The organism is Pantoea sp. B270 (genome assembly GCF_018726825.1).
In the GTDB taxonomy this organism is placed as follows: Bacteria; Pseudomonadota; Gammaproteobacteria; order Enterobacterales; family Enterobacteriaceae; genus Pantoea; species Pantoea dispersa.
Genome location: NZ_JAHCSX010000002.1, coordinates 1 through 24663 on the forward strand (window position 1 = coordinate 1; position 24663 = coordinate 24663).

The 24663-nt window shown below is 54.8% G+C and carries 22 protein-coding genes and 1 pseudogene; 13 read left to right on the forward strand and 10 right to left on the reverse strand.

Going from position 1 to position 24663, the window contains the following annotated elements:
- Positions 1-541: 541 nt before the first annotated feature.
- Together KOL70_RS16290 and KOL70_RS16295 are read left to right on the forward strand one after the other, a co-directional pair.
- On the forward strand, positions 542-2185 hold the full coding sequence (locus KOL70_RS16290) for a methyl-accepting chemotaxis protein (RefSeq protein ID WP_215481012.1): 1644 nt from the start codon (positions 542-544) through the stop codon (positions 2183-2185).
- A gap of 187 nt (positions 2186-2372) precedes the next feature.
- A complete protein-coding gene (locus KOL70_RS16295) occupies positions 2373-3569 on the forward strand; it encodes an MFS transporter (protein WP_215481014.1) in 1197 nt (398 codons plus the stop codon).
- Positions 3570-3572: 3 nt separating this feature from the next.
- On the opposite strand, the gene KOL70_RS16300 is transcribed toward KOL70_RS16295, so the two are convergent.
- Both KOL70_RS16300 and KOL70_RS16305 read right to left on the reverse strand, forming a co-directional pair.
- A complete protein-coding gene (locus KOL70_RS16300) occupies positions 3573-4145 on the reverse strand; it encodes a pyridoxamine 5'-phosphate oxidase family protein (RefSeq protein ID WP_215481016.1) in 573 nt (190 codons plus the stop codon).
- 11 nt (positions 4146-4156) lie between these two features.
- Complete coding sequence (locus KOL70_RS16305) at positions 4157-4885, reverse strand: YoaK family protein (protein WP_010615793.1); 729 nt, start codon at positions 4883-4885, stop codon at positions 4157-4159.
- Positions 4886-5073: 188 nt separating this feature from the next.
- Between KOL70_RS16305 and KOL70_RS16310 the strand changes: the two genes are divergently transcribed.
- The 5 genes from KOL70_RS16310 (at position 5074) to KOL70_RS16330 (ending at position 6976) form a co-directional block, all read left to right on the forward strand.
- Positions 5074-5691: a TetR/AcrR family transcriptional regulator gene (locus KOL70_RS16310; RefSeq protein WP_058775115.1), complete on the forward strand. Its 618-nt coding sequence runs from the start codon at positions 5074-5076 to the stop codon at positions 5689-5691.
- A 143-nt stretch (positions 5692-5834) separates the two neighbouring features.
- A complete protein-coding gene (locus KOL70_RS16315; RefSeq protein WP_021508701.1) occupies positions 5835-6038 on the forward strand; it encodes a hypothetical protein in 204 nt (67 codons plus the stop codon).
- Positions 6039-6056: 18 nt separating this feature from the next.
- Positions 6057-6311 carry a biofilm development regulator YmgB/AriR family protein gene (locus KOL70_RS16320; RefSeq protein ID WP_215481018.1) on the forward strand — a complete coding sequence of 85 codons (255 nt, stop codon included), beginning with the start codon at positions 6057-6059 and terminating at the stop codon, positions 6309-6311.
- A 187-nt stretch (positions 6312-6498) separates the two neighbouring features.
- A complete protein-coding gene (locus KOL70_RS16325) occupies positions 6499-6726 on the forward strand; it encodes a YgdI/YgdR family lipoprotein (RefSeq protein WP_021508703.1) in 228 nt (75 codons plus the stop codon).
- Positions 6727-6748: 22 nt separating this feature from the next.
- Complete coding sequence (locus KOL70_RS16330) at positions 6749-6976, forward strand: YgdI/YgdR family lipoprotein (protein WP_021508704.1); 228 nt, start codon at positions 6749-6751, stop codon at positions 6974-6976.
- Positions 6977-7087: 111 nt separating this feature from the next.
- Here KOL70_RS16330 and KOL70_RS16335 read toward each other — a convergent pair whose 3' ends face one another.
- Positions 7088-8167, reverse strand: a complete 1080-nt coding sequence (locus KOL70_RS16335; protein WP_215481020.1) for a zinc-binding dehydrogenase — start codon at positions 8165-8167, stop codon at positions 7088-7090.
- 111 nt (positions 8168-8278) lie between these two features.
- Between KOL70_RS16335 and KOL70_RS16340 the strand changes: the two genes are divergently transcribed.
- Both KOL70_RS16340 and KOL70_RS16345 read left to right on the forward strand, forming a co-directional pair.
- Complete coding sequence (locus tag KOL70_RS16340) at positions 8279-9073, forward strand: helix-turn-helix transcriptional regulator (protein ID WP_215481022.1); 795 nt, start codon at positions 8279-8281, stop codon at positions 9071-9073.
- 46 nt (positions 9074-9119) lie between these two features.
- Positions 9120-9269: pseudogene (locus tag KOL70_RS16345) on the forward strand (DNA polymerase III subunit theta); the annotation flags it as partial.
- Between the two features lie 53 nt (positions 9270-9322).
- Here KOL70_RS16345 and KOL70_RS16350 read toward each other — a convergent pair.
- Positions 9323-10225 (reverse strand): LysR family transcriptional regulator, encoded by a 903-nt coding sequence (locus tag KOL70_RS16350; protein ID WP_058775118.1) that lies wholly within the window; start codon positions 10223-10225, stop codon positions 9323-9325.
- 94 nt (positions 10226-10319) lie between these two features.
- Between KOL70_RS16350 and KOL70_RS16355 the strand changes: the two genes are divergently transcribed.
- Entirely contained in the window at positions 10320-11327 is a 1008-nt protein-coding gene (locus KOL70_RS16355) for an NAD(P)-dependent alcohol dehydrogenase (RefSeq protein ID WP_215481023.1), read from the forward strand.
- Between the two features lie 227 nt (positions 11328-11554).
- Entirely contained in the window at positions 11555-12010 is a 456-nt protein-coding gene (locus tag KOL70_RS16360; RefSeq protein WP_215481025.1) for a GNAT family N-acetyltransferase, read from the forward strand.
- 240 nt (positions 12011-12250) lie between these two features.
- On the opposite strand, the gene gcvA is transcribed toward KOL70_RS16360, so the two are convergent.
- A complete protein-coding gene (gcvA, locus tag KOL70_RS16365; protein ID WP_215481027.1) occupies positions 12251-13165 on the reverse strand; it encodes a transcriptional regulator GcvA in 915 nt (304 codons plus the stop codon).
- A gap of 119 nt (positions 13166-13284) precedes the next feature.
- Between gcvA and KOL70_RS16370 the strand changes: the two genes are divergently transcribed.
- Positions 13285-14190 carry a DMT family transporter gene (locus tag KOL70_RS16370; RefSeq protein ID WP_215481029.1) on the forward strand — a complete coding sequence of 302 codons (906 nt, stop codon included), beginning with the start codon at positions 13285-13287 and terminating at the stop codon, positions 14188-14190.
- Positions 14191-14683: 493 nt separating this feature from the next.
- On the opposite strand, the gene KOL70_RS16375 is transcribed toward KOL70_RS16370, so the two are convergent.
- Entirely contained in the window at positions 14684-15169 is a 486-nt protein-coding gene (locus tag KOL70_RS16375) for a MarR family winged helix-turn-helix transcriptional regulator (protein WP_215481031.1), read from the reverse strand.
- A gap of 70 nt (positions 15170-15239) precedes the next feature.
- Here KOL70_RS16375 and KOL70_RS16380 point away from each other — a divergent pair, with 70 nt between their 5' ends.
- Positions 15240-15530, forward strand: coding sequence for a DUF1330 domain-containing protein (locus tag KOL70_RS16380; RefSeq protein WP_088517520.1), 291 nt, complete (start codon positions 15240-15242; stop codon positions 15528-15530).
- 113 nt (positions 15531-15643) lie between these two features.
- Here the strand turns inward: KOL70_RS16380 and KOL70_RS23625 are convergent, their stop codons facing one another.
- From KOL70_RS23625 to nirB, 4 genes are all read right to left on the reverse strand, one after another.
- On the reverse strand, positions 15644-16015 hold the full coding sequence (locus KOL70_RS23625) for a transposase (RefSeq protein ID WP_254185871.1): 372 nt from the start codon (positions 16013-16015) through the stop codon (positions 15644-15646).
- Between the two features lie 1119 nt (positions 16016-17134).
- On the reverse strand, positions 17135-17965 hold the full coding sequence (gene cobA, locus KOL70_RS16390) for a uroporphyrinogen-III C-methyltransferase (protein ID WP_215481033.1): 831 nt from the start codon (positions 17963-17965) through the stop codon (positions 17135-17137).
- Positions 17962-20583 (reverse strand): nitrate reductase, encoded by a 2622-nt coding sequence (locus tag KOL70_RS16395; RefSeq protein WP_215481035.1) that lies wholly within the window; start codon positions 20581-20583, stop codon positions 17962-17964. The genes cobA and KOL70_RS16395 overlap by 4 nt, the downstream gene beginning before the upstream one ends.
- A complete protein-coding gene (nirB, locus tag KOL70_RS16400) occupies positions 20580-24653 on the reverse strand; it encodes a nitrite reductase large subunit NirB (RefSeq protein ID WP_215481037.1) in 4074 nt (1357 codons plus the stop codon). The genes KOL70_RS16395 and nirB overlap by 4 nt, the downstream gene beginning before the upstream one ends.
- Between the last annotated feature and the right edge of the window lie 10 nt (positions 24654-24663).

The window sequence follows — 24663 nt, forward strand, 5'->3', positions numbered from 1 at the left end:
GAATGCGCACCCTGCGGAAACAACGGGACATGCACTCCCCGTTTCCAGGTGCGCATGAATGCGCACCCTACGGAAATAACGGGACATGCACCCCCGGTTTCCAGGTGCGTATGAATGCGCACCCTGCGGAAACAACGGGACATGCACTCCCGGTTTCCAGGTGCGCATGAATGCGCACTCTGCGGAAACAACGGGACATGCACCCCCGGTTTCCAGGTACGCATGAATGCACACCCTACGGAAATAACGGGACATGCAATCCCGGTTTCCAGGTGCGCATGAATGCGCACCCTGCGGAAACAACGGGACATGCACTCCCCGTTTCCAGGTGCGCATGAATGCGCACCCTACGGAAATAACGGGACATGCACCGTAGGGTCGCCGTTAACGGCGACCGGCTCCACTGTTAACCCGCCAGCCTCTTCTGCTACCCGGCGCTAAAATTTCATTAACTAAAAACCACAATCTGCCGATGTTCTTTAATCTGCCCTTGTACCCGCCGCGTCAGGCGTCGGGGTGCGTTTAGATTAAGGATAATAAGATGAACATCTCCCAACGATTGTTACTGACCTTTTCCATGCTGTTTGGCGCCATCATTCTACAAGCCGTGCTCGCCATCTCACTGCTTTCCGGCTTTCAGGAACGCTTTGAATATGTGCAAACCAATGCCATCCCTTCGATCAAAGACCTCAACACGTTAATTGATCGCAGCAATCAGCTGGCGCTGACGCTGTACAAACACCAGACCCAGTTGCAGGACAGCAACATGCCCGCCGTCGAAGCGGACATTGATAAACAGATCGGCGGGCTGAAATCGCTCACCGATTACTACATGAAGCATGATATCTCCAGCGAGGAAGATAAGCGCCTGACTGAGGTGGCCTTTAGCAATATTCAGCGCGTGACTGAGCGGCTGCCCGCTTTTCTCAGTGCGTCGCGTGCACACCAGAATGCCATCAGCCTCGACCTGATTGAGGGCCAGAGCGGCATCGGTGCCGCTATTCGTCAGCTGATTGCCGATTACCAGAAGCAGCTGATGCTGAACATCGCCATTGGCGACGAATTACGCGCCACCAACCGCAGCACCTTCCATAATGTGTTGTGGACGACCATCAGCGGCGTGGTTGCAACAGTGCTGGTATTCGGTCTGTTCGCCCTGTTCACCGTACTGCGCATCCGCCGCAGCCTGGCGGATGTCGGCAAAGTGATGATGCGCGCCAGTGAAAATCTCGACCTGACGCTCAGCGCAGACGAAAGCCGTCGCGATGAGGTGGGCAATATGGCGCGCTCCTTTAATCAGTTGATGCGCAGCGTGGCCGGTTCGCTGAGTGCCGTGCGCAGCGCGTCGCATTCGGTAAGCAGCGCATCGGTGCAAATCGCCGCCGGCAATGAAGATCTCTCTGCGCGTACCGAACAGCAGGCCGCCTCACTGGAGCAGACTGCGGCCAGCATGACTGAACTGAGTGAAACCGTACGTCAGACCGCCGATAACACGCGTCAGGCCAGCCAGCTGGCGGCTAACGCCAGTTCGCTGTCGGAAAAAAGTGGTACCTCGCTCAGCACCATGCTCTCGACCATGGATGATATTCGTGGTAGCTCGCGCAAGGTCACGGACATTGTTTCGATGATCGAAGGCATCGCTTTCCAGACCAATATCCTGGCGCTCAACGCGGCAGTCGAAGCCGCACGCGCCGGTGAGCACGGCAAGGGCTTTGCGGTGGTGGCGGGTGAAGTACGCAGCCTGTCGCAGCGCTCAACCTCGGCCGCACGCGAAATCAAAGGGCTGATTGAAGAGTCGCATCGACTGACTGAAGCCGGAGCCGCCCAGGCCAGCGACGTCAGCAGCAATATGCAGGTGATGAATGACGCTATCCATCAGGTCAGCGAACTGATGAGCGAAATCGCCGCAGCCGCGGTTGAGCAGAGCCAGGGTATCAGCCAGGTGCAGCAGGCGGTGAATCAGATGGATGATGTGACGCAGCAGAACGCCGCGCTGGTGGAGCAGGCCTCAGCCGCGTCACAATCGCTGCAGGAACAGGCCCAAACGCTCAACCAGCTGGTGACCCGCTTCGTGCTGGCGGAATCCGGCGCAACGCCGGTCATCAAGCCGGCGCCGGCGAGCCACAAAGCGCCACAGCCGGGACGCCTGGCACTGGCCAGCGATGCCGACTGGCAGAGTTTCTAATCCCTTTGCCCTCCGCGTCGTCGCGCGGAGGGGCTTTCTCCCACTGACGAATTCCCCCGGCGCGCTGGCGCGAGCGACATTGCCTCAACGAGCGCCAGCAAAACTGCTATTCTGTGAACCATGCTAACGGCCATCAGCAACGAAAGCGTTTCACCCCCGCTTGCCCACCGCTCCCTAAAGGAACCTTATGCACCCTCAGCAACAGACACGCGGTAAATGGGCCATCTTTGGCCTGATGTTTATTCCTGGCTTTACCTGGGCTTCCTGGGTTAGCCGCACCCCCTTTATGCGCGATGTGCTGCACGCCTCGACGGAAATGATGGGCCTGATTCTGTTTGGCTTCTCCTGTGGCTCCATGCTGGGCGTGCTGCTGGCCGGTAAGCTGGTCGCGCACTTTGGCACCAGCCGGGTGATGCGCACGGGTTACCTGATCCTGCTCAGTGGCCTGGTGCTGATGACCGCTGCGTTAACGCTCGCCAGTAGCGGGCTGGTGTTTACCAGTCTGGTGTTGCTGGGCGGCGGAACCGCGCTGATGGATGTGGTGGTTAATGTCGAAGGGGCAGCGTTTGAGCGGCGCATCGGCGAGTCAATCATGACGATCATTCACGGCTTCTTCAGTTTCGGCACGCTGATCGGCGCACTGGCGGGTCTGGCCATGACCGCAGCCGATATCAGCACCCACTGGCACTTTAGCGTGGTGCTGCTGGTAAACCTACTGATTGCCGCCCTGGCGCTACGCCATCTGCCCGCCACCAGCGACAGCGAACGCAGCGAACAGCCGCATCATGGCGGCTTTCTGGCCCAGGTTGGACGTGAACTGCGTGACCGCCAGCTGCTGGTGCTCGGCGTGGTGATTCTGGCGATGGCGCTGGCGGAAGGCTCGGCTAACGACTGGCTGCCGTTATTGATGATCGACGGCCATAACCTCAATCATACCCAAAGCACGCTGGTCTACGCGGGCTTCACCGCTGGCATGACGCTGGGGCGCTTTCTCGGTGGGCTGGTGGTTGATCGTCTGGGCCGCGTCTGGGTACTGCGCGCCAGCGCATTCTCCGCCGCGCTGGGGCTGACGCTGGTGATTTTCTCCGATAACCCATGGCTGGCGGCGGCGGCCGTGCTGTTCTGGGGCGTCGGCGCGTCGCTCGGCTTCCCGCTAACGGTCTCGGCGGCGGGCGATGGCCATAACAGCGCGGTGCGCGTCACGATTGCCGCCACGCTGGGTTATCTGGCGTTTCTGGTCGGCCCGCCCGGACTGGGCTTTATCGGCGAACATGCCGGATTGCGCATGGCGATGCTGCCGGTACTGATCATGGTACTGCTGGCGCTGGTGTGCGCCGGTGCGGCTGGCCGCTCGCATCAGGCAAAAACACCGGCGGAACAATAAATCTCAGGGCACGCGCCAGCTGCCCTGCCATCCATCCACAGTGGCCTCGAATCGTGCGCGCTGATGGAGCTCACGGCTGACATCCAGCCACTCCACGCTATGCAAGGTGATCTGCACCAGCGCGAAGTGTTCGTCGGGCCCGGTGCACGCTTTTTGCGCGCTGACAGGCTGTGCGTTATCAGGATGGGCAATCACGCTGCCCGGCCTGACCGGTGACTGAAACAACGCGTGCGAATGCGGGCGCAATGCATGCCAGGCTGCGGCACGCTGTTGTGCATCGTCAACGCGCTGAGCCGTGCCTGCCAGCCTGAGCTGAACGCGCCTGGCGGCATCATAAGCCAGTAACGCCACCTGCGGCTGGGCTGCAATATCCTGCATTTTGGCGCTGCGCCGATCGGCGGTAAAACGCAGGGCCGGCAGCGCGGGCAAAAACTGCCTTATCACCACGGTGCGCATGCTGGGCTGGCCGTCAGCGGTCACCGTTGCCAGCTGCATCAGGGTGAAAGCCGAACGCGATGTGGTGGCTGTGCTAAGCAGCTGCCAGATGGCTTGCAGGCGGTCGTCGAGCGAGATCATGATTCCCTTCCTTAGCGGGCGTGAAGCGGGTTGCTGCCCGCACGTTTCAGCGCCGACAGCGCCAGCGCGCTGAGCAGTAACCCAATGACGATCAGCAGCGCGTAGCTTAGCCACTGCAGCAGCAGAATGCCCAGCACGCCGCCAGCGAGAAACGCCAGCACGGTGTAGCAATGCAGTTTTAGCCGCTCAATGTACAGCGGCGCGTCTTTTGGTGACTCTTTGCGACGCAGCACGTCGAACAGCATCGCCAGCTCAATGCCGATATCGGTTGACGTGCCGGAAACGTGCGTCGTGCGCACGCGGGCATTGGAGATGCGCGTTACCACCGCATTTTGCAGGCCCATCAGAAAGCTCAGGCTGAGAATCAGTAACACGCCGCCCTCGCTGAAATGAAAGCCGCTTTCGACAATCCCCAGTACCAGCAACGCTATGCCCTCCAGCAGAATATTGATGGCGTAGATGCCGCGTATCTGCCGCCTGCGGCCGGAATTGATGATCAGCGTCGAGACCGACGAACCGGCGATGAATAACAGCACAATCAGCAGGAAGAACAGCCCGATATGCAGATTGGCTTTCGCCAGATGATCGGACAGTGACGAGACGTTTCCGGTCATGTTGGCGGAGAAGAAACCAACCGTTTCGAACGCCGCAGTGTTCAGTGCGCCCGCCACGGCGGCCAGCGTCGCCGCCAGGCGGATGTCGGTGTTGAAAGTGCGCGTATCCTCAGTGGAGATCAGCATGAAAAGGTCCCGGCCCGGCAAAAGGTTTATCATCCTCCGGCGGTCAAAAATTCTCAACTAGCTGGGCTGAACATTAACGCGGCTCGCTGTCGATCAGTGCACGCCGGGCCAGGCGTTTGTGCAGGATTTGACCCTGTCACCGATAAGCCGGATAATTTGGAAACGATTCATTCTAAATAGCACGCATTATGACCAGTAAACCCAATCCGGCGCCGGCTGCCAGAGAGCGCGGCAGACCGCGCAACTTTGATATCGACGAAGCGCTCGACAGCGCTATGATCGTGTTCCGCCAGAAGGGTTTTCATGCGGCCTCGATTGCCGATTTAGGTGAAGCGATGAACCTGACGGCGGGCAGTATCTATAAAGCGTTTCAGGATAAACGTTCCCTGTTTCTGCGGGTGTTTGAGCGCTACATCCTGCTGCGCAATGTGGACCTGCGCACCCGTTTGCAACAGTACCCGACCGGCCGGGCGCGCATTGCTGAGCTGTTGCAGTTTTATCTCGACTCAGCCAGCGAGATCGAGGGCAGACGCGGCTGCCTGGTGGTTGGCAGTACCGTGGAACTGCAAACGCTGGATGAAGAGTTATCCCAGTTGGTGCGTGAAGCGGTATTACGCAACCGCAACTTCCTGACTTCGCTGGTTGAGCAGGGGCAAGAGGACGGATCGATTTCGCCACGACTGGATGCCGACACCGCCGCCGGACTGCTGCTTTGCGTGGCATTTGGTATGCGTGTGGTAGGCAAAATTCAGGATGTGACTAATGGCAAAGAAACCATTAATATGGTGCTCAGCATTCTGGACTGATTCGTCTGGCCTATTAGGAAATAGGCGTTTCCTAATTAATATTCGCCGCGATAACTTTTTAAACCCTGGAATCGCGCGCTTAATAATATTTATCAGTCAGTAACATATTACTTAGATTTATGTTTATTTGTTCCGGGGGTTGAGTGAAGCACGATGAATTAGAAGATGCCGATGAGATCTATCTTTTATTGGGCAAAGTCGTCACACAGATTGTACAACCGGGTGAAACCTTATCTGTTCAGCAAATAATTGGCGCGCTGTATCGCACGGGCTTGCGCTCTGAGAATCCGGCCATCCAGCAGGCCTGCGATAATGCGATCAGGCTGCTGGCCAAAAAGCTGAATTAACGCACTGCTATCAGGGTAATGATGATGCGATACGATCCTTTTCATAATAATTCTGAAGATGCATTACCATGGACTGGTGGATCGCTGCAGGCAAAGCAGCATGAGTTACTTGGCACGCTGGTGCAGGAAATTTTGTGTAGCGGCAAGTTGCTGAACCGAAAAACCCTTTTTGTCGCGCTAATAGCAAGTCTCGACCAGTGCGACGATGTGATATTGAAAACGCATTACGAGGCTATTTTTTCTCTGCTGCTTGGTCGCCTGGCCGCTGAGTAATATCGCAACGCTATCCTGCCTTCCCAATATACGCGGCGAAACACATTAGCCGCGCCTGGTAATTTCCTCCTCATCAATTGCACGCTAAACCGCATTATTTGTGCAAAGAAAGCGGGTCAGGTCAGACCAGAATCCGGATTTTGTTCTACGCTTATAGCTGGACTTCAGACCAATCAGGGAAATTACTATGAAGAAACTGACTGTAGCGGCTGTGTTATTGACATCGATTTTTGCCATCGCCGGCTGTTCATCGAATCAGGCGATTAAAACCACCGACGGACGCACTATCGTCACCGATGGTAAGCCACAGGTGGACAGTGATACTGGCCTGGTCTCTTATAAAGATGCGCAAACCGGTAAAACAGAACAGATTAACCGTGACCAGATCACCAATATGAGTGAACTGAACAACTGATCTACTCGATAGGGAGAGCGACATGAAAAAAGTGATTTTGTTACCACTGGCAGCCATTGTGGCACTGAGCGCCCTGACCGGCTGTACCCGTACCAGCTACGCCATTCATACCAATGATGGCCGTACCATTGTCAGCGATGGTAAACCGCAGGAAGCGGAAAGCGGACTGCTGGGCTACGTTGATGCCAATGGTGTCAAACAGCAGATCAACAAAGCGGATGTCAAAGAGGTCTCTGAGATTCCGCATTAATCGGTTCTTATCAAGCCCGCGCAGCGGGCTTTTTTGTGCCAGAATTTTGTGATTGAACCCATACGCAGGGCCGTCGTAAGAGAGTAATCCGGTCCATCGCGGCGCCTTTGGTCAGGGACGCACGACGGTGAGTTTAAACGGCCCGCTGTTTTTCGCAGCATGCGCGACTGAATCATTCACTCTCTCAAGCGGAAACTCGGTTACGTCATAGTGGCTCAGATCAAGCAGTCCCGCGCGTATAAGGCCGCAGAGCGTAGGGACTGCCGAAGGTTCATACATCCACTGCCCTTTTACGGTAATGAGGTTACGCATTATCCAGGGATAAGGTAGCGAAAGATCGTCCCCACCCAGCATGCCAACACCGCCCATAAGGACTGCACGACCATAAGGTCTGACTGACATAATCGCATTCCGGACGACAGAGGCCTGCGCAGACGGCGGAAGGAAATCAAGGACCGCATCAATGGGTCCCCCGGCCATGTGCTTCATGGCAGCGATATCGATCTCTGCTGTACCTGTGAGCTTTACTGTTTCCACACGCGATCCAAAACGTTTTTTCAAATCGTTCAGCATCCGTTCACTACGGCCCGGTGCGATGACTTTATGGGCTCCCATGGCCAGTGCAGCAAGCACAGCGGAGCTGCCGAAATTACCGGTTGCACCACTGACCAGCAGGCGCTCTCCCGCTTTCAAATCCATAGATAACAATCCGCCATAGGCTATAAGCAGCGTATTGATGGCACACCACCGCCCCGCTTCTGCAGGCGATATGTCGCCAATGGGCACTGCGTTTTCAGTCGGAATGCGTATTTGTTCAGCAAGACTGCCATTCAGGTGATATTGCTGGATTTTTTGTCCTCCTTCACCACGGGCACTCCAGCCCTGAAGGACAATTTCTGGCGACAGCGCGTTGTCACGGGAACGCACCGTCGGATCGCAGAATACCCAGTCTCCTGGTTTCAGCCAGGCTGAGTCAGGGCCGGTCTGGCGAACCTTTCCGATGGCACCACAGCCCGGGATGACCGGCACAGGTAACAGATATTTTCTCTCCCCACTCAGTACTTCATTCGTGTAGGAGAGAACGGGCGCCGCAACCACATCGACAATGACTTCCCCGGTTCCCATCACCGGTGCAGGCACATTCTTAACGTCTAGCGGATGGCCAAAGGCAGTAAGCACAGCAGCTTTCATGGTCATATTCTCCTGAGGGCATAGAACAATATGAAACCATCATAGGGCGACCAAAAACGGCGTAAAATACACTAGTTTTATACAGGTATAATTTACTACCAGGTTCAAAAAATGGTTAAGAATACTGAGCTCAGTCAGTTTTTACGTTCACGACGTGCCAGGGTGAAGCCTGAGCGTCCCCCCTCTGCCGGGCCAGAAAGACGGCGGACGCCCGGGCTAAGGCGTGAGGAAGTTGCGGCGATGCTGGGAATAAGTACGGAATGGTATACCAAAATCGAACAGGGACGGGTCAACACGCTTTCCGAACGGATAGTTAACGCCCTGGGTAAAGCTCTGCAGTTGAACGAGGCAGAATTTCTGCACCTGAAAACACTGACAGGCCGGAAAAAAAGTGCAGATATCGAACATGAAGTCCCGGCTAGCTTATCGCATCTGGTCAGGGCGCTGAATGAGCCTGCCTACGTCACCAATGACAGATGGGATGTATTGGTGTGGAATTCTGCAGCAGAACAGGTCATCACGGATTTCAGCCTGTTGGCTGCAGATGAGCGAAATATCATGGTTTTCATGTTCACTACAGAGCAGGCCAGATACCTTTTTGGCGACACCTGGCCTGCAGAGGCACAGAGAATGCTCGGCCTGTTTCATTCCAGTTATTCACGAAATGCAGACGATGAGACCTTCACTGCGCTGGCAGAACGCTTAAGCCGTGAATGTCCGGAGTTTGATACATGGTGGAGCGAGCATGTGATAACGGCGCCGGTGTCCGGAGAGAAAAAACTCACAGGGAAGGACGGGATAACGCGGACATACTGCTATTCAACGTTTACGTCAAATGACTCCCCTTCACTCAAACTGGCAATTTATGTCCCGTTGTTATCTGCATCGGGCAGCAAGGTTATATGACATCATGATTCCGCCGGAGCAGTGTTAACGGGGTTTAGCTGAGTCTGCCGTAGCCTATAAAGAGCGATCTAACCTGCCGGTGATCCATGACGAAGTGGAGCGGCAGCAGCGTGAAGAAATATGTTATTACCTCCAGGAGCGCCGACATTATCTGGGGTATGTCGACTGCTGGACTGCACACGTTTTACATACATAACCCATCTGCTATTCAGTACAGGTGACAGGCTGTTTCATATTGCGTCCCGCAGGCTACCAGCGTGGTGTAGAAAACCATGAAGTCAGCCAGTCTGTTAATGCACTGATTTTTGCCGACTGCAACTGGCTTGAAGGTTTCATTAACCAGACACCATCCTCGCCTGTTGCCTGCCAGTCCGACAGCACTGGCACCAGTGAACCCTCAGCCAGTTCTTTCTGTACCAGCCAGTTGGCCGCGAGTAATATCCCCATACCCGATTGAGCGGCCAGTATAAGGCCATCCATTTCGTCACTCTCGTAACGCGTCTTAACAGGTACCGCTATCTGTTGGCCGTCTTTCTCGAGTCGCCATTCGGGCCAGCTGTGCATGGGCGTGAAACCCAGGCAATCATGCTTACGAAGGTCCTGAGGGTGTGTTACAGGAGAATGGCGCTCCAGGTAATCCGGCGCGACACATAAAATGCGACTTGTATTTGCCAGCTTTCGGGCAATTAATCTGCTGTCCTTCAGAACACCAATACGGATTGCCATATCAAAATTATCACCCAGTAAATCTACGTAGCGATCGCTGCAGTGCAGCACAATACGGATGTCAGGATAGGCTTTCAAAAAGAATGGTAAGGCCTGCACGACCCACTTTCGTCCGAATGAGGCTGGAACGGTAAGGCGAATCGTCCCGGCCGGACGCGCTGCCAAATCACGGGCTTCCTCTTCCGCTTCCCGCAGCAATTCATCAGCCAATTCAATTTTTTGCCGATAGCGTAAGCCCTCTTCTGTGGGACGTATGCGGCGGGTGGTGCGTTCCAGCAGGCGAATTCCCAGACGTTTTTCTAATGCAGCTACACGCCGGGAAACGACAGAGACATCTCTTCCCAAATCGCGCGCACCAGCACTAAAGCTGCCAGCGCGCACTACCGCAAGAAAAGCTTCCCGCTGACGATAATCGTCATCATGCATTATTGCACCTCATGCAACAGTTATTTGTTTTTCAGGCTCATTATAGCGTCAGTTCTGCCTCAAAATGGTCGTATTAATTGAACCGGGGGACACCATGAAAGCTATCCACTTATCCGCTGCAGGAATAGACGGCTTAAAAATATGTGATATTTCACGACCACAACCAGGGTATGGAGAAGTGCTGATTCGTCAGCATGCTGTGAGTCTGAATTACCTTGATTTGGCGCTGGCCACTGGTAAATTCGGCGCTGTTTCGCAGCCGGTTATTCCTGGTGCAGACAGCGCGGGAGAAATTGTTGAGTCTGGAGAGGGAGTTGTAGGCTGGCAAATCGGCGAACGTGTGGTGCCGGGTATGATGTCTCACTGGCATGCTGGAGCAATACGATCCGAACATCATCAAACATTACGCGGAGTTACAACCAACGGTGGGCTGGCAGAATACGCTGTAGTGCCTGCTAAGTCACTGGTGCGTATACCCGACTTTCTCAACTGGCAGCAGGCAGCGACGTTACCCATTGCCGCAACGACCGCATGGAACGCTATAGTGCGCGGTAAAATACAGCCCGGCAGCACAGTTTTACTGCTTGGCACGGGAGGGGTGAGTCTGTTTGCATTGCAATATGCGAAGGCAGCAGGTGCACGGGTGATCATCATTTCCTCTTCTGATGAAAAGCTGGAAAGAGTGAAAGCCCTGGATGCGGATGATGGAATTAACTATCACGAGGTGCCCGAATGGGATCAACGGGTGCTTAAGCTGACTGAGGGGCATGGCGCTGATCTCGTACTGGAATCAGTGGGTGGCTCAACATTTGCGAAATCGATTAACGCAGCAGCTCATAACGGAACCATTTTCGTTATTGGCTTTGTTGGTGGTGCTGAAGTCAGCATGCCTGTTCTGCCCGTAATGCAAAAGATGTTGAATATTGTGGGTAACAATACGGGTTCGACTTCAGATTTGCGCGCGGCGGTCAGAGCGATTGAAACCTCCACGATTTATCCCGTAATTGATCGTATTTTCCCTTTTGCCGATACACGGAAAGCTTATCGCTACCTTGAGGCTGCCGGACATATCGGGAAAGTGGTTATTAGTCTGGATGCATAACCCTGAATCAGCCGGGAGTTCATCATGGGGCCTGATACCGGCTGATTACTACTGTCCAGTAATGATGGACACTATTTTCCAGGAAACGGAGCCCGCTGCGCAAAAGCGCTGAATTAAACGCTGGCATAAGAGTGCAGGATTCATTTTTTCCTGAGAAGTATTGATAGTCCGATTTTCCATCAGGTGGTAAGGTCAGGTTTCCCGGGAATTCCTAAACAGGATTGAGCGTGAGTATTTCAGAGAAATATGAGTGGCATAAAGATAACTACCTGATAAGTACAGACAGAAAAAAACTGGATGTGCAGGCTATCCATCTCTATCTCACGAGGTCAACCTGGGCAAAAGGGATTGATCTGGCTCTTGTCCGTGCATCCGTTGAAAACAGCCTTAATTTCGGTGTTTATCACGATGACGCCCAGATTGGTTTCGCGCGCTTAATAACAGATTACGCTACGTTTGCTTACCTTTGTGATGTTTATATCCTGGAGGAATATCAGGGAGAAGGGTTGGGTAGATGGGTGATGCAATGCATACATGATCATCCTGTTTTTGAGCGGCTTCGCAGGATCATGTTGTTTACAACCACAGCGCCCTGGCTCTATGAAAAATTTGGCTACGAGCCTGTTAATCGGGAAAACTATGCATGGAGTATCACACGTCCTGATATCTATACCAGAAAATAAAATCAAATATAACAAGTATTTCTCAATGCCCGGGCACAACTCCTTTGAGAGTACAACATCCGCTTCTGGCACAGAGCTTCCTCTGATGCCCAGGGGCTGTTGAGAGCGAGAAGCGGACGTTGAGGGCTTATTACCTGAGGGGATATTAAAATCAATTTCGCATTCTGCAAAACGCCTTTAGGCACAAAAAATATAAGATTTTTGAGACATAATTAGAGGTGGAAGACAGCATCAACATCTTTATTTAACTCTCTTGTGTATTGCTGCGTGCTCATGTTGCGCTGCGGCGGTCAGGGTTATCCAGTCACGGAATCGACGACTTATCTTCTGCAATATAGCTGACTCGTCATACACCAGATAATACGCAATCGGCGAATTAACCTCTACTTGCAGTGGGTTAATTAATAAACCACTTTCCAGTTCTTCAGTTACTAGGGCACTGCGTACGAGGGCGATACCTTTACCCGCGATTGCAGCTTCAATCACGCCGTTAGAATCGATGAAAACAGGACCGGTGTCAGTATTCACATCTTCAATACCCAGAGCCCGGAACCAGACGGCCCAGTCCAGCCGGTGCTCATCGTGCAGCAGCGTGTAATTTGCCATATCGCCCGGCGATGAAAGATCGTATTCTCTGGTTATTAAGCGGGGACTACAAACCGGGAGAAGTTTGTCATTCACCAGACACTCAGACTCCAGTCCGGGATAGTTACCAGCGCCGTGACGGATAGCAAAATCAATCCCTTCAGACAATAAATCAACCTGCCTGTTGGTTGCACTGATTTGCACTTCCACACCCGGGTTGGCTTTTTCAAATGCAGGTAGCCGTGGCAGCAACCATTGAATGGCAAAACCACTTGTGCAACTGACCGTTACTTTGTTGGCCTTTCCCTCATTCATTAAGCGTTGTGTTGCTTCTGCTATCTGGATAAAAGCGGGTCTTATCGCCCTCAGATAGATGCGCCCCTCAGTTGTCAGTTCGAGACGGCGAGGACTACGTATAAACAACCGGATATTCGTCATGTTTTCCAGTTTTGCAATCTGCTGGCTGACCGCGCTGGATGTCACACATAACTCTTCGGCGGCAGCTTTCATGCTCATCAGCCTTGCCGCAGACTCAAAACACATAAGCGCATGTAAAGGTGGCATTTTCATCGGATACACAGTTCCATGAGTTAGGAAATCTTAAGTATAAACAAAAATCTTGTTTGTCAGCACGTCTGACATGTTTCACAGTTTCGCTGTTACTTCCATTTAAATAAAAAGGAACTGTTATGCGTATTGCTGACTATTTTCGGTTATTGCTGCTTGCCGCTATCTGGGGGGCGAGCTTTCTTTTTATGCGCATAGCCGTGCCACAGTTCGGTGCCATTAATACTGCTTTTTTGCGAGTGTTTTTAGGTTTCACGGGCCTCGCTATTATTTTGTTTATGTTTAAATCTTCTTTTGATTTTAAAGATAAGTTCAAGCCTTCAGTCATACTTGGCGTGATAAACTCTGGATTGCCTTTTCTCATGTATTGCCTTGCGGCCAGGTGGTTGCCTGCCGGGTATTCCGCTATTATGAATGCAACAACCCCTTTGATGGGAGCGCTCATCGGGTTTTCATGTTTTGCCGAGAAATTAACATTTAGAAAATGGGCAGGCATGTTCCTGGGACTTGTCGGCATCATAGTGATAACCACCATCGGTGAAGCACAGTCATCGGATAAACAAATTACCGGTGTTATTGCCTGCCTCATCGCTACCAGTTGCTATGGGCTTTCCAGTTTTTTGACACGTAGCTGGATTTCAGACAAAGGTGGACTCGATCCTAAAATCGTTGCTTTCGGCAGTCAAATGGGAGCATCTATTTTTTTACTGCCCTTTTTCATATGGAGTATCAGCGTTGGGCCTGCCGTTAACTGGCTACAGCAAGAGCCATGGATTAGTGTCATTGCTGTGGGGGTGATCTGTACTGCGTTAGCGTATATATTATATTTTCGACTGATTGCCGATATCGGACCGTTACGCTCCTTAACCGTTACATTCTTAATTCCTCCGTTTGGCGTACTGTGGGGATACCTGGTACTGAACGAAACCATTAATAATGGTTTCATTATCGGTGCGATAACTATAGGGATAGCTGTCTGGATGGTTGTGAGTCCGGAAAAAAATCAAAAAGCTGAAAATTGTGATTAGTCAACCTAAGGGGTTTCATAACCGGAACCCCTTATAAGTTGATAAAAATATGTTACCTGCATCATTTCTTATAACTGGATAAACTAATGATGGTCCGCTCCTGGCACAAAACGGACATTCAGCATGCATTTTTACAAAGTACCAACATCCCAATGGTCAGTATGTGAAAGCATGTAACTCTTCACTCGTCCCGTGTTATAAGCCCCATACTCCACACCTGTTTTTTGAGAATACCTGCTTAGCCCAGTGCTGACGCGGATATGAGCATGCCCGCACTTTCTGGGCATATACAGGGAAAGGTAGGGTATGGCACGATTTATACGACTGTAACCGACTACGCCGGGCGTATGGCGCCGTCCAGCTTCACACCTGAACGCTCTGCATGCCTTAAGAAAAATAAGGTAAAAGATCGTTCATATGGAGGAAACCTATTTTTGCAAGATGCTCAATCAGGAGTGCTGATACGGGGAGATTGTCATTCAGCTACCGTATTTTAATTGTGGGAGTTGCGATCTGCTTCAGGGCTCTGGTCGATATTTATTGCCCTGGCTAACTCCTCCATTGCCCGTGTTGCTGACCGGAGTCGGTCATCACCCATCTTCATGGACAACTTATCTTTAGCTGATTTCCATACAGGCAAGGCTTTTGCCATGAGCTGGTATCCGGAATCCGTCAGACTTAGCCGCTTTCCTGCGCGACCGCGTCCACCTTCGGAACGGACTAAACCTCTCAATTCCATGTTCTGAACATTTCGGCTCAGGGTTGTCGCATCAACTCCCGCGCTGACCGCAAGATCAACTATTGTGGCGCCCTCGAAAGCTCCAATTCCAACCAACAGGCTAAATTGCTCGGCGGTGAGACCGAGCGATTTGAAACAGACATTGTAGTAGCGCGTGACTGCGCGCGCCGTGGCACGAGCCTGAAATCCCGGACATTCAGCTGCTATTTCCCTGAAATATTTTGGATCAAAACCGCTCATGTAGTACCTCTTGAAATCCCGATCAACCAATAATAGTGTATATGCATTATTTAACAACAGGAGAAGCATTATGCCAGCGTACGTGCACATCAATCTGCGTGTTATCGACCCTGACAGGCAGTCTAAACTCGCTCCCCGGTTTCAGGCAGCTCTGAAAGAAGCCGGCGGGCGAATTCTGCATTTTGGCACCGTCTCGGAGGTTCTTGAAGGCGATGAGGTGCCTCTGCCATTAGCTGGCGTATTTGAGTTTCCAACCCTTAACCAGGCATTAGCCTTCTACAACTCTGAAAAATACGCCCCCATCAAGGCCGAACGCCGGGAAGCTCAGGAAGCACGAATGTTTATTGTCGAAACCGACTGAGATCTTTTCCCGGAATACAGACAGATTCTTTTGAGTCCGTCCTGTGCCTCATAAGGCTTTGCCAGGAAACCAAAAATATCCTGCGCAGAGCCTGTTTATTATGAAGACAAAACCTACATCCCTGGATAGGGTGTAAAATAAGATTCATATAAATCAGTCGTTAAATGCAACTCTTGATTCCAGATCACAAAAATTGTTGCCGTTTTCAGAACGCCATAACACCGATGACCCCGTTTTCGCATCAGTGCACCGATGGCTACCATTTTAGGTTTGCCCCTGAGACACATTTCCTTGTAGATATTACGCATCCGTTTATTGTTAATTTTTCCGCATAGGGCAGACATGTAGAGCTTTGCTCTAAGCTGAGGCGGCCGATTTAAGATATGCGTGGCCGTACCCGAACGTTTTTCAAGAGGCACCACGCCCGGAAAAGCCGCAGCCTGATCTGCTGATTCAACGTTATGGCTGCGCAGCACAACCAGCATGTGCATCCCCAGTTGGGGCCAGACAGATTTAATCGACGTCAGCAGCGCACAATCCCGTTTCAGGTCTGGGCTGGCCTGAATGTCCGCTTTACCTGCCGTTCAATCTTTCTTACTTCTTCATGGAGCAGCTGCGCCATCCTGATGCATGAACCGATGACGTCTGCAGGCGTGTCACTAGACTGATATTTTTCGAGCCGGTTTCCCCCCGCATAGCGTCAGCCAACAGCACGTCCCAGCAATACCGACTGGAAACATGATTTCACTCTTCTCACATAGAGTGTCACGCCAGTTCGCCTGGTATATACGGAGCCGTGATCACGGAGACCCGGTCCGGTACGCCCGGAAAATCTGACGCAGGCATTTACGCGCGCGCGAACACGCAGCGGTCTGGATGAGGCGGACAACCCGCCCACTTTCCATGAGATCCGCAGTTTATCGGGAAGGTTATATGAAGCGCATTAGGGTGAGGTGTTTACACAGCGGTTACCGGGTTATAAGAATCTCGCGATGACACAGAAGTATTTCGACCTCCGTGGCGATGAGTACTCGCTGGTATGAGGCACAGGCAATTACGCACAGCTGAAAATCTGACCTTGCAAATCATGCCGTTGTGGATATGCTATATACATATCATATTTGTTAAAAAACGCACATTTAATCTAGTAAATTCAAAGAGATATGCGCTAACCACCAGCTTATGAATGGTAGCAATACTAATCAAAGCATCTCTTTATAATCAGACAGTTAGAATTTTTTCGGCCTCTATTCGGACAGATTTCGGCCAGCCTATACCAGCCAGAATAAAGTTTACCTGGACTGAGAAGAAAAAAGTATGGCGCGACTGGCAGTGGTCAATGTCAGGTTGTGATGAAGCGTTCTGGATACCATGCAAACGTATCTCAGTGTCCGACAGATTGCCGATTGTGTAATGCAGCGATAGCGTTTATTCAGGGTAAAATCTTAAGAAAAATGTCTGAGTGAGGTAACTGTCAGGCATCAGTTTCATGTGAAAGGCGCTTAAGATAGGGGCTCTCACTAACATATTCGCCGATAATGCTTTTGCGACCGTCTCATCCCCCAGCCGTAAAAACCGTGTCCCTTCCTTCGGCACGTTAAGCATCACTGCACTGCACTATCACTTAACGCCAACTCCTCCCCATGCGCTGCGACTCGATCAGCCCGGTAATAGCGCACCACATCGCCCACAATCAGTAACGACGGCGACACCGGTTTTTGCTGTTCAATAGTTTCAGGCAACCCGGCCAGCGTGGTGATCAGCACCCGCTGGTTCTGACGCGTACCGTTTTCAATGATCGCCACCGGCGTCGCCTCGCTGCGGCCATATTCCCGTAACCGGGCGCTAATCACGCTGCTCCAGCTTAATCCCATGTAAAACACCAGCGTCTGATTGGTCGCGGTCAGCGCCGCCGCATCCAGCTGCGGTTCGCCGCTGCGCCCGTGTCCGGTGATAAAGCGCAATGACTGGGCACAGTCACGGTGCGTCAGCGGAATGCCGCTGGCAGCCGCACAGCCCACTGCGGCGGTAATACCGGGCACCACTTCGCAGACAATATTCGCCTGCTGCAGGCTGACCATCTCTTCACCGCCACGGCCAAAGATAAAGGGATCGCCGCCTTTTAAACGCACGACATTGCGCCCGCTGGCAGCCAGGTCCACCAGCAGTTGATTAATCTGAGTCTGCTTCAGGCCGTGATGACCCGGCTGTTTACCCACGTCGATACAGAGTGCACTGCTGACGACTTCCGCCATCACCGCTTCGCTGACCAGGCGATCATAGACCACGACATCCGCACGTTGCAGCAGGCGCAGCGCCTTGACTGTCAGTAGATCCACATCCCCCGGTCCGGCCCCTACCAGCCAGACTTTGCCAGGGCTGGACGCGTTGTCCGGCGCCAGCAGTTTATCTAAAGGGTTGATCGCAATCATCATTCTTCCTCCGGTACAGCAACGGAAAGCAAAAGGTGTTTTAGCTCCGGCAGGCAGGAGCCGCAGTTGGTACCACAGTTGAGTGCGTTACCCAGTGCCTGAGTGCTGTGACAGCCCTGTTTAATCGCCTGTAAGATGGTGTTTTCCCCAACGCCAAAGCAGCTACAGATCGTCCGGCCAGCCACGGCACGTTGTGCCGATTGTCCCGCCAGCAGAGCATGCCGGTCCGCCGCATTCACAGGTGCCTGGCGAAAAGCCTGCGCAACCCAGTCATGATTGATCTCGGGTAAAGACGCGCCTGCATAAAAGACCAGGAGCAGCTCACCGTTACGCCAGGCCAGCAGGCGGTAATGCGGTTCCGCCGCATGAGCGGTTTGCAGTTGCAGCCCGGCCAGCGGGATCGTTGCCATGAGCCACTGTTCTGGTGAACCGTCTCCAGCCACGCTAAAGCGTTGCACGCCCTCATAGGGTGTTCGCGCCCAGTAGCGCAGTGCATCAGGCGGGCTTGCGTCGCGCTGCCAGAGCCAGCCCTGCCAGCTGGCGTTGAGCGGGTGGATACGCACAGCGGTTTGTTTAAATGCAGGCTGTGCCGAGACTGGACAGCGGGTTGAAGCCACCAGTCCGCCAACCGTGCCCTGCAGGCTGAACTGTCGGTTCCAGTGCATAGGGACAAAGATCTCACCGCGCCGCAGACCGCTGTCCAGCGTCACACGCACCGTCACCCAGCCCGCGTCGGACTGCACCCGTGCCAGTGCGCCCGCGCACAGGCCATAGCGTTGTGCGTCCTGCGGATGCAGGGCTGCAAATGGCTCATCACAATGCTGCATGAGCCGGGGAACCAGGCCGGTACGCGTCATGGTGTGCCACTGATCGCGGATCCGTCCGCTGTTCATTAATAACGGGTAAGCCGTTTCGCACACCACTGGCTGCGGCGTGGCCGGTGGCAACAGGCGGGCTTTACCATCAGGATGGTAAAAGTGCCGGTCGCTAAACAGCCGGGCGCAGCCCTCGGGATAACGAGCGTTGATTGGCCACTGTACCGGCTTCATCGCATCCCACTGTGCGTCGCTCATACCGGCCAGACCGCTGATATCAAAGGCGCGCTGGCCGTTGTTCTCAAACCCCGACAACGCCGCATGCTCGCGGAAGATGGCTGCCGGATGCGTCCAGGTAAAGCCTTCATGAAAGCCCAGACGCTGGGCGACCTGCGCGAGTAACCACCAGTCCGGTTTAGCTTCTCCGGCCGGAGGCATAAACGCGCGCTGACGGGAAATCCGGCGTTCAGAATTGGTCACGGTGCCGTTCTTTTCCCCCCAGCCCTGCGCGGGTAGCAAAATATGCGCAAAGGCGGTGGTATCCGTTTGCGCCAGCACGTCTGACACAATTACCAGCGGACAGGCAGCCAGCGCCCGGGCAATGCGATTGCCTTCTGGCATCGAAACCGCCGGATTGGTGCCCATAATCCACACAGCTTTGATTGCTCCACGGTCAATGGCGTCAAACAGATCAACCGCCGTCAGGCCGGGCTCACGCGCCATACGCGGACTGCGCCAGAAACGCTGTAAACGGTCGCAATCTTCTGCGGTGAAACTCATATGCGCCGCCAGTTGGTTGGCCAGCCCCCCTACTTCCCGCCCGCCCATCGCATTCGGCTGTCCGGTCAGCGAAAACGGGCCGCAGCCGGGTCGGCCAATCTTGCCGCTCAGCAGGTGCGCATTGAGAATAGCATTGTTGTTGTCACTGCCGCTTTGTGACTGGTTAATGCCCATGCACCATAAGGTCAGTACGCGCTCATGCCGGGTAAACAACCCGTAGAACGCGGCGATCACTTCATGGCTGATATCACAATGGGCTGCCACCGCCGCACCATCCCACTGCCGCGCGGCCCGTAAGGTTGTGTCTACACCGTCCAGATGCGGCAGCATCGTGACGTCAATGCCGTCATGCTGTTCCAGCCAGTGCAGCAGGCCCGAGAACAGGGCCGGATCGCTGCCCGGCCGGAGCGGTAAATGCAGATCGGCGAATTCACAACTGGCCGTGCGGCGCGGATCGATAACCACAACCTGCATCTCAGGGCGCTGCACTTTTGCCTGTTTCAGGCGCTGAAACAGCACCGGATGGGCCCAGGCGGCGTTCGAGCCGACAAGAATGACTACCTCGGCCTCATCCAGATCCTCGTAACAGCACGGTACGGCATCCGCCCCAAATGCCCGTTTATAGCCTGTCACCGCGGAGGCCATACACAGGCGTGAATTGGTATCGATGTTGGCGACGCCGAGAAAGCCTTTCATCAGCTTGTTCGCCACATAGTAATCTTCCGTGAGCAACTGGCCGGAACCGTAGAAAGCCACCGCCTCCGGGCCATGCGCATCGATAATCCTGCGCAAACCATCAGCCGCGGCATCCAGTGCCGTCTCCATGCTGACCCGCTGGTGATGAAGCTGAGGATGCAGCAACCGTCCGGCCTGTGTCAGGGTTTCGCCCAGTGCCGCGCCCTTTACGCATAGCCGCCCGGCATTCGCCGGATGACGGGTATCGCCACTGACCTGAGGCGACGCGCTCTGCGGCTGCGTGACCTCGACGCCGCAGCCCACCCCGCAATAAGCGCAGGTAGTTTTCATGATGCCTGCGCCATCAGGTTAAGCGGACGGTTTGCGACCCAGACCTGGCCGTCCTCCAGTTTAACCGGCCAGCAACGCAGCTGATGCTGGGGATTATCAAGGCTCTGTCCGTCACGCAGGCGTACACGCTGTTTGTAAAGCGGCGAGATCACCACCGGCTCCCCCGCAACATCACCAAGGATACCGCGTGACAGTACGCTGGCTTCGCTGCCCGGCTCACGATCCTCCAGCGCATAACAGTCATCACCCATGCGGAATAAGGCAATACGGACGCTGCCAAGACGGGCTCCGATGCCGGCCTCTGGCGGAATGGCCTCCAGTGGGCAGATTTCGCTCCAGGGTTCGGCGGGCAGATGCATCAGGGGAATACCACTAGCCTTGTGTGGCTGGCGCTGTCCGCGCACGCGTGCATAGTGCAGCGTTTCATCCGGCTGATCGCTGTTCACTGTGGCGGTAAACAGCGCACGTCGCGAGGGATCGGCCAGCGTGGTCTGCCATTCGCATTGCCAGGTGTCCACCACCTGTTGCATTTCCTGTTCCAGCGTGGCGGCGATCCCCAGGCTGTCATGAATCACCACCTCACGCAGGTAGTCCAGCCCGCCCTCCATGTTATCCATCCAGACGCTGGTACGCTGCAGGCGATCCGCCGTGCGCACGTAGAACATCAGAATCCGGTCGACGTACTGGATTAGCGTGTCATCGTCCAGATCGCTGGCAAACAGTTCCGCATGGCGCGGCTTCATGCCGCCATTGCCGCAGACGTACAGGTTCCAGCCGTTTTCCGTGGCGATGACCCCGATATCTTTACTTTGTGCTTCCGCACATTCGCGGGTGCAGCCGGACACCGCCATCTTGATCTTATGCGGTGCGCGCAGACCCTTATACCGGTTCTCCAGCGCGATGGCGAAGGCGGTAGAATCCTGCACGCCATAACGGCACCAGGTCGAGCCGACGCAGGATTTCACCGTACGCAGGGATTTTCCGTAGGCATGACCGGTTTCAAAACCGGCTTCCAGCAGGGTTTCCCAGATAGCAGGCAGCTGGTCCAGCCGCGCACCAAACAGATCGATACGCTGGCCGCCGGTAATTTTGGTATAGAGATCGTAACGCACGGCCACTTCGCCGATGGCAATCAGGCCCTGTGGCGTGATCTCGCCCCCCGGCACGCGCGGTACGACCGAATAGGTGCCATCTTTCTGGATATTGGCAAAGTAACGGTCATTCGTGTCCTGTAACGGTAAATGTGCCGTTTTCAGCAGGTAATCGTTCCAGCACGAGGCCAGTAGCGACCCCACCAGCGGTTTGCATACCTCGCAACCACAACCCCGTCCGTGGCTGGCCAGCAGATCGTCAAAGGTTTTGATGCCATTAATACGGATCAGGTGATACAGCTCCTGACGGGAATAGGCGAAGTGCTCACAGATGTCTTTTTTAACAGCGACGCCCAGGTTTTCCAGCTGAAGCTCCATCACCTGTTTTACCAGCGCGGCGCAGCCGCCACAGCCTGTTGCGGCTTTAGTGCAGCTTTTTATACTGGCCATATCGCCACAGCCACTCTGCACCGCATGGCAGATATCGCCTTTACTGACGTTATGGCAGGAACACACCTGGGCACTGTCCGGCAGCGCAGCGACGCCCAACCCTTTGGCCGGCGCGCCATTCAACGCAGGCAAAATCAGCGCTTCCGCTGCCGTCGGCAGCGGCATGGCGTTTAACATCATTTGCAGGAGCGTGGCATAGTCGCTGCTGTCTCCCACCAGCACGCCGCCCAGCAGTCGTGCATTGTCGGCGCTAACCACGATCTTCTTGTAAATGCCTTTTGGCCCGTTGGCCCAGTGGTAGCTCAGGCTGCCCGGCGTTTTGCCGTGCGCATCGCCAAAGGAGGCGACTTCTACGCCCAGCAGCTTCAGTTTAGTGCTCATGTCGGCACCGGTGAACTGCGCCGGTTCGGCCGCCAGATGCCCGGCCAGCACACGCGCCATCTGGTAGCCAGGTGCTACCAGGCCAAAAATCTGCCCGTTCCACAACGCGCATTCGCCGATAGCATAAATGTCGCTGTCACTCGTCTGGCATTGATCATTGATGGTAATGCCGCCGCGCGGCCCCACGCTGATGTCGGCGCTCCGGGCCAGCTCATCACGCGGGCGGATACCGGCAGAGAACAGCACCAGATCGGTGGTCAGCTCGCCGCCATCGGCAAAGTGCAGCACCAGACTGCCGTCAGGCTGGGTGGCAATCTGTTCGGTCTGCTTCGAGGTATGCACCGTCACGCCCAGCGAGTCGATCTTTTGCCGCAGCATCAGCGCCCCGCCGTCATCCAGTTGCACGGCCATCAGGCGCGGCGCAAACTCAACCACGTGCGTCTCCAGCCCCAGCTGCTTCAGCGCATTGGCGGCTTCCAGCCCCAGCAGCCCGCCTCCGATCACCACGCCGCGCTGACTCTGGCGGGCACAAGCTGCGATGGCATCCAGATCGTCCAGCGTGCGGTAGACAAAGCAGCGCCCGGCGTCATGGCCGGGTACCGGTGGTACAAAGGCGCGGGAGCCGGTGGCCAACACCAGCTTATCCCAGGCCAGCTCACGTCCCGCGCTGTCACGCAGGCTGCGCTGCTGGCGATCGATCGCCTCTACCCGGCAACCGCTGCGCAGTTCAATTGCGTTCCGGGCAAAAAAATCCTCGCTCACCAGCGACAACTCTGTTGCCGTTTTACCGATGAAATACTCAGAAAGGTGAACCCGATCGTAAGCCTGATAGCGCTCTTCGCCGTAGACCACAATGTGATAATGCTGATGCAGGTTACGGGCGACCAGCTGCTCCAGAAAATGGTGGCTGACCATGCCGTGACCCACCACGGCTAATACAGGTTTCGTTTGGCTCATCACAGGGTTTCCTGCAGCCAGCGGCTGCGTTTCAGGTTCATCAAGGCCGAACAGCGTATTCACAGAAACCGGTCCGGCATTATGGAGTTGGTTCAGCAGCGCGCCACTTTGCTGGCAGTCGCCATACAGCAGCACGCCGTTCAGTCGGCCGTCTTTGAGGAACAGGCGTCGATAGTGCCCGGCGATCGGGTCAAAACTGGTGACAGACGGGGCTTCGCGAACGTCACCGGCGCTAAACAGGGAAATGCCGCTGACTTTGAGACGGGTGCCCGTGGCCGCACTGTAGAAATCTCCCTGAGGCCGATCGGCCAGTTGCGCCGCCAGAATCTTTGCCTGGGCCAGACAGGGCGCGACCAGACCGAAGGTCTCGCCGCTGATTTCACAACATTCGCCTACGGCATAAATTCCGGCGTGCGCAGTGCGCAACTGGCGATCCACCAGAATGCCGCGCTGACAGGGAATACCGGCGGCCTGCGCCAGGGCGATCGCCGGCTGGACACCAATGGCCATCACCACCTGCTGCGCCGCCAGCACACGGCCATCGTGGAGGATCACACTATCCGTGCGGATCGCCGCAAGACTGGCATTCAGTTCACAGCGAATGCCGCGCGCCCGGAGCTGAGCCAGCAGTAATTCCCCTGCCCTGATATCCAGCTGTCTGTCCAGCAAACGTGACTGTCGATGTATCAGCGTGACCTGACGTCCCTGCGCCTGAAGTCCGGCGGCGGCTTCAATACCCAGAAAGCCCCCACCGACCACCACTACCGGACCGTGCCCGGCCAGCAAAGTGTCCACATCCTGCAGCGTGCGAAAGGTGCTGACATGCGGCAGGTCGCTGCCTGGAACAGACGGTCTGCAGGGCTGCGATCCGGTCGCCAGTACCAGGCGGTCCCAGTGCAGCAGGCGCTGGTCGGTGCGTAAGGTCCGCTCAGCAATATTCACCTGTTCCACCGTCTCTCCCACCCGCAATGTTATGCCGTGACGGTGATACCAGTCAGGGTCGTGGATCAGCGTTTGCTCAACGGTGGTTTCTCCGGCCAGCAACGGCGACAACAGCACACGGTTATAGTTGCCGTGCGGCTCACGGCCAATCACAGTGATGTCGTAACGCATCGGCGCCAGCTGCAACAGAGTTTCTACCATGTGCATGCCCGCCATCCCGTTACCCGCAACCAGCAGCCGTTGTCTCATGGTGTCGTCC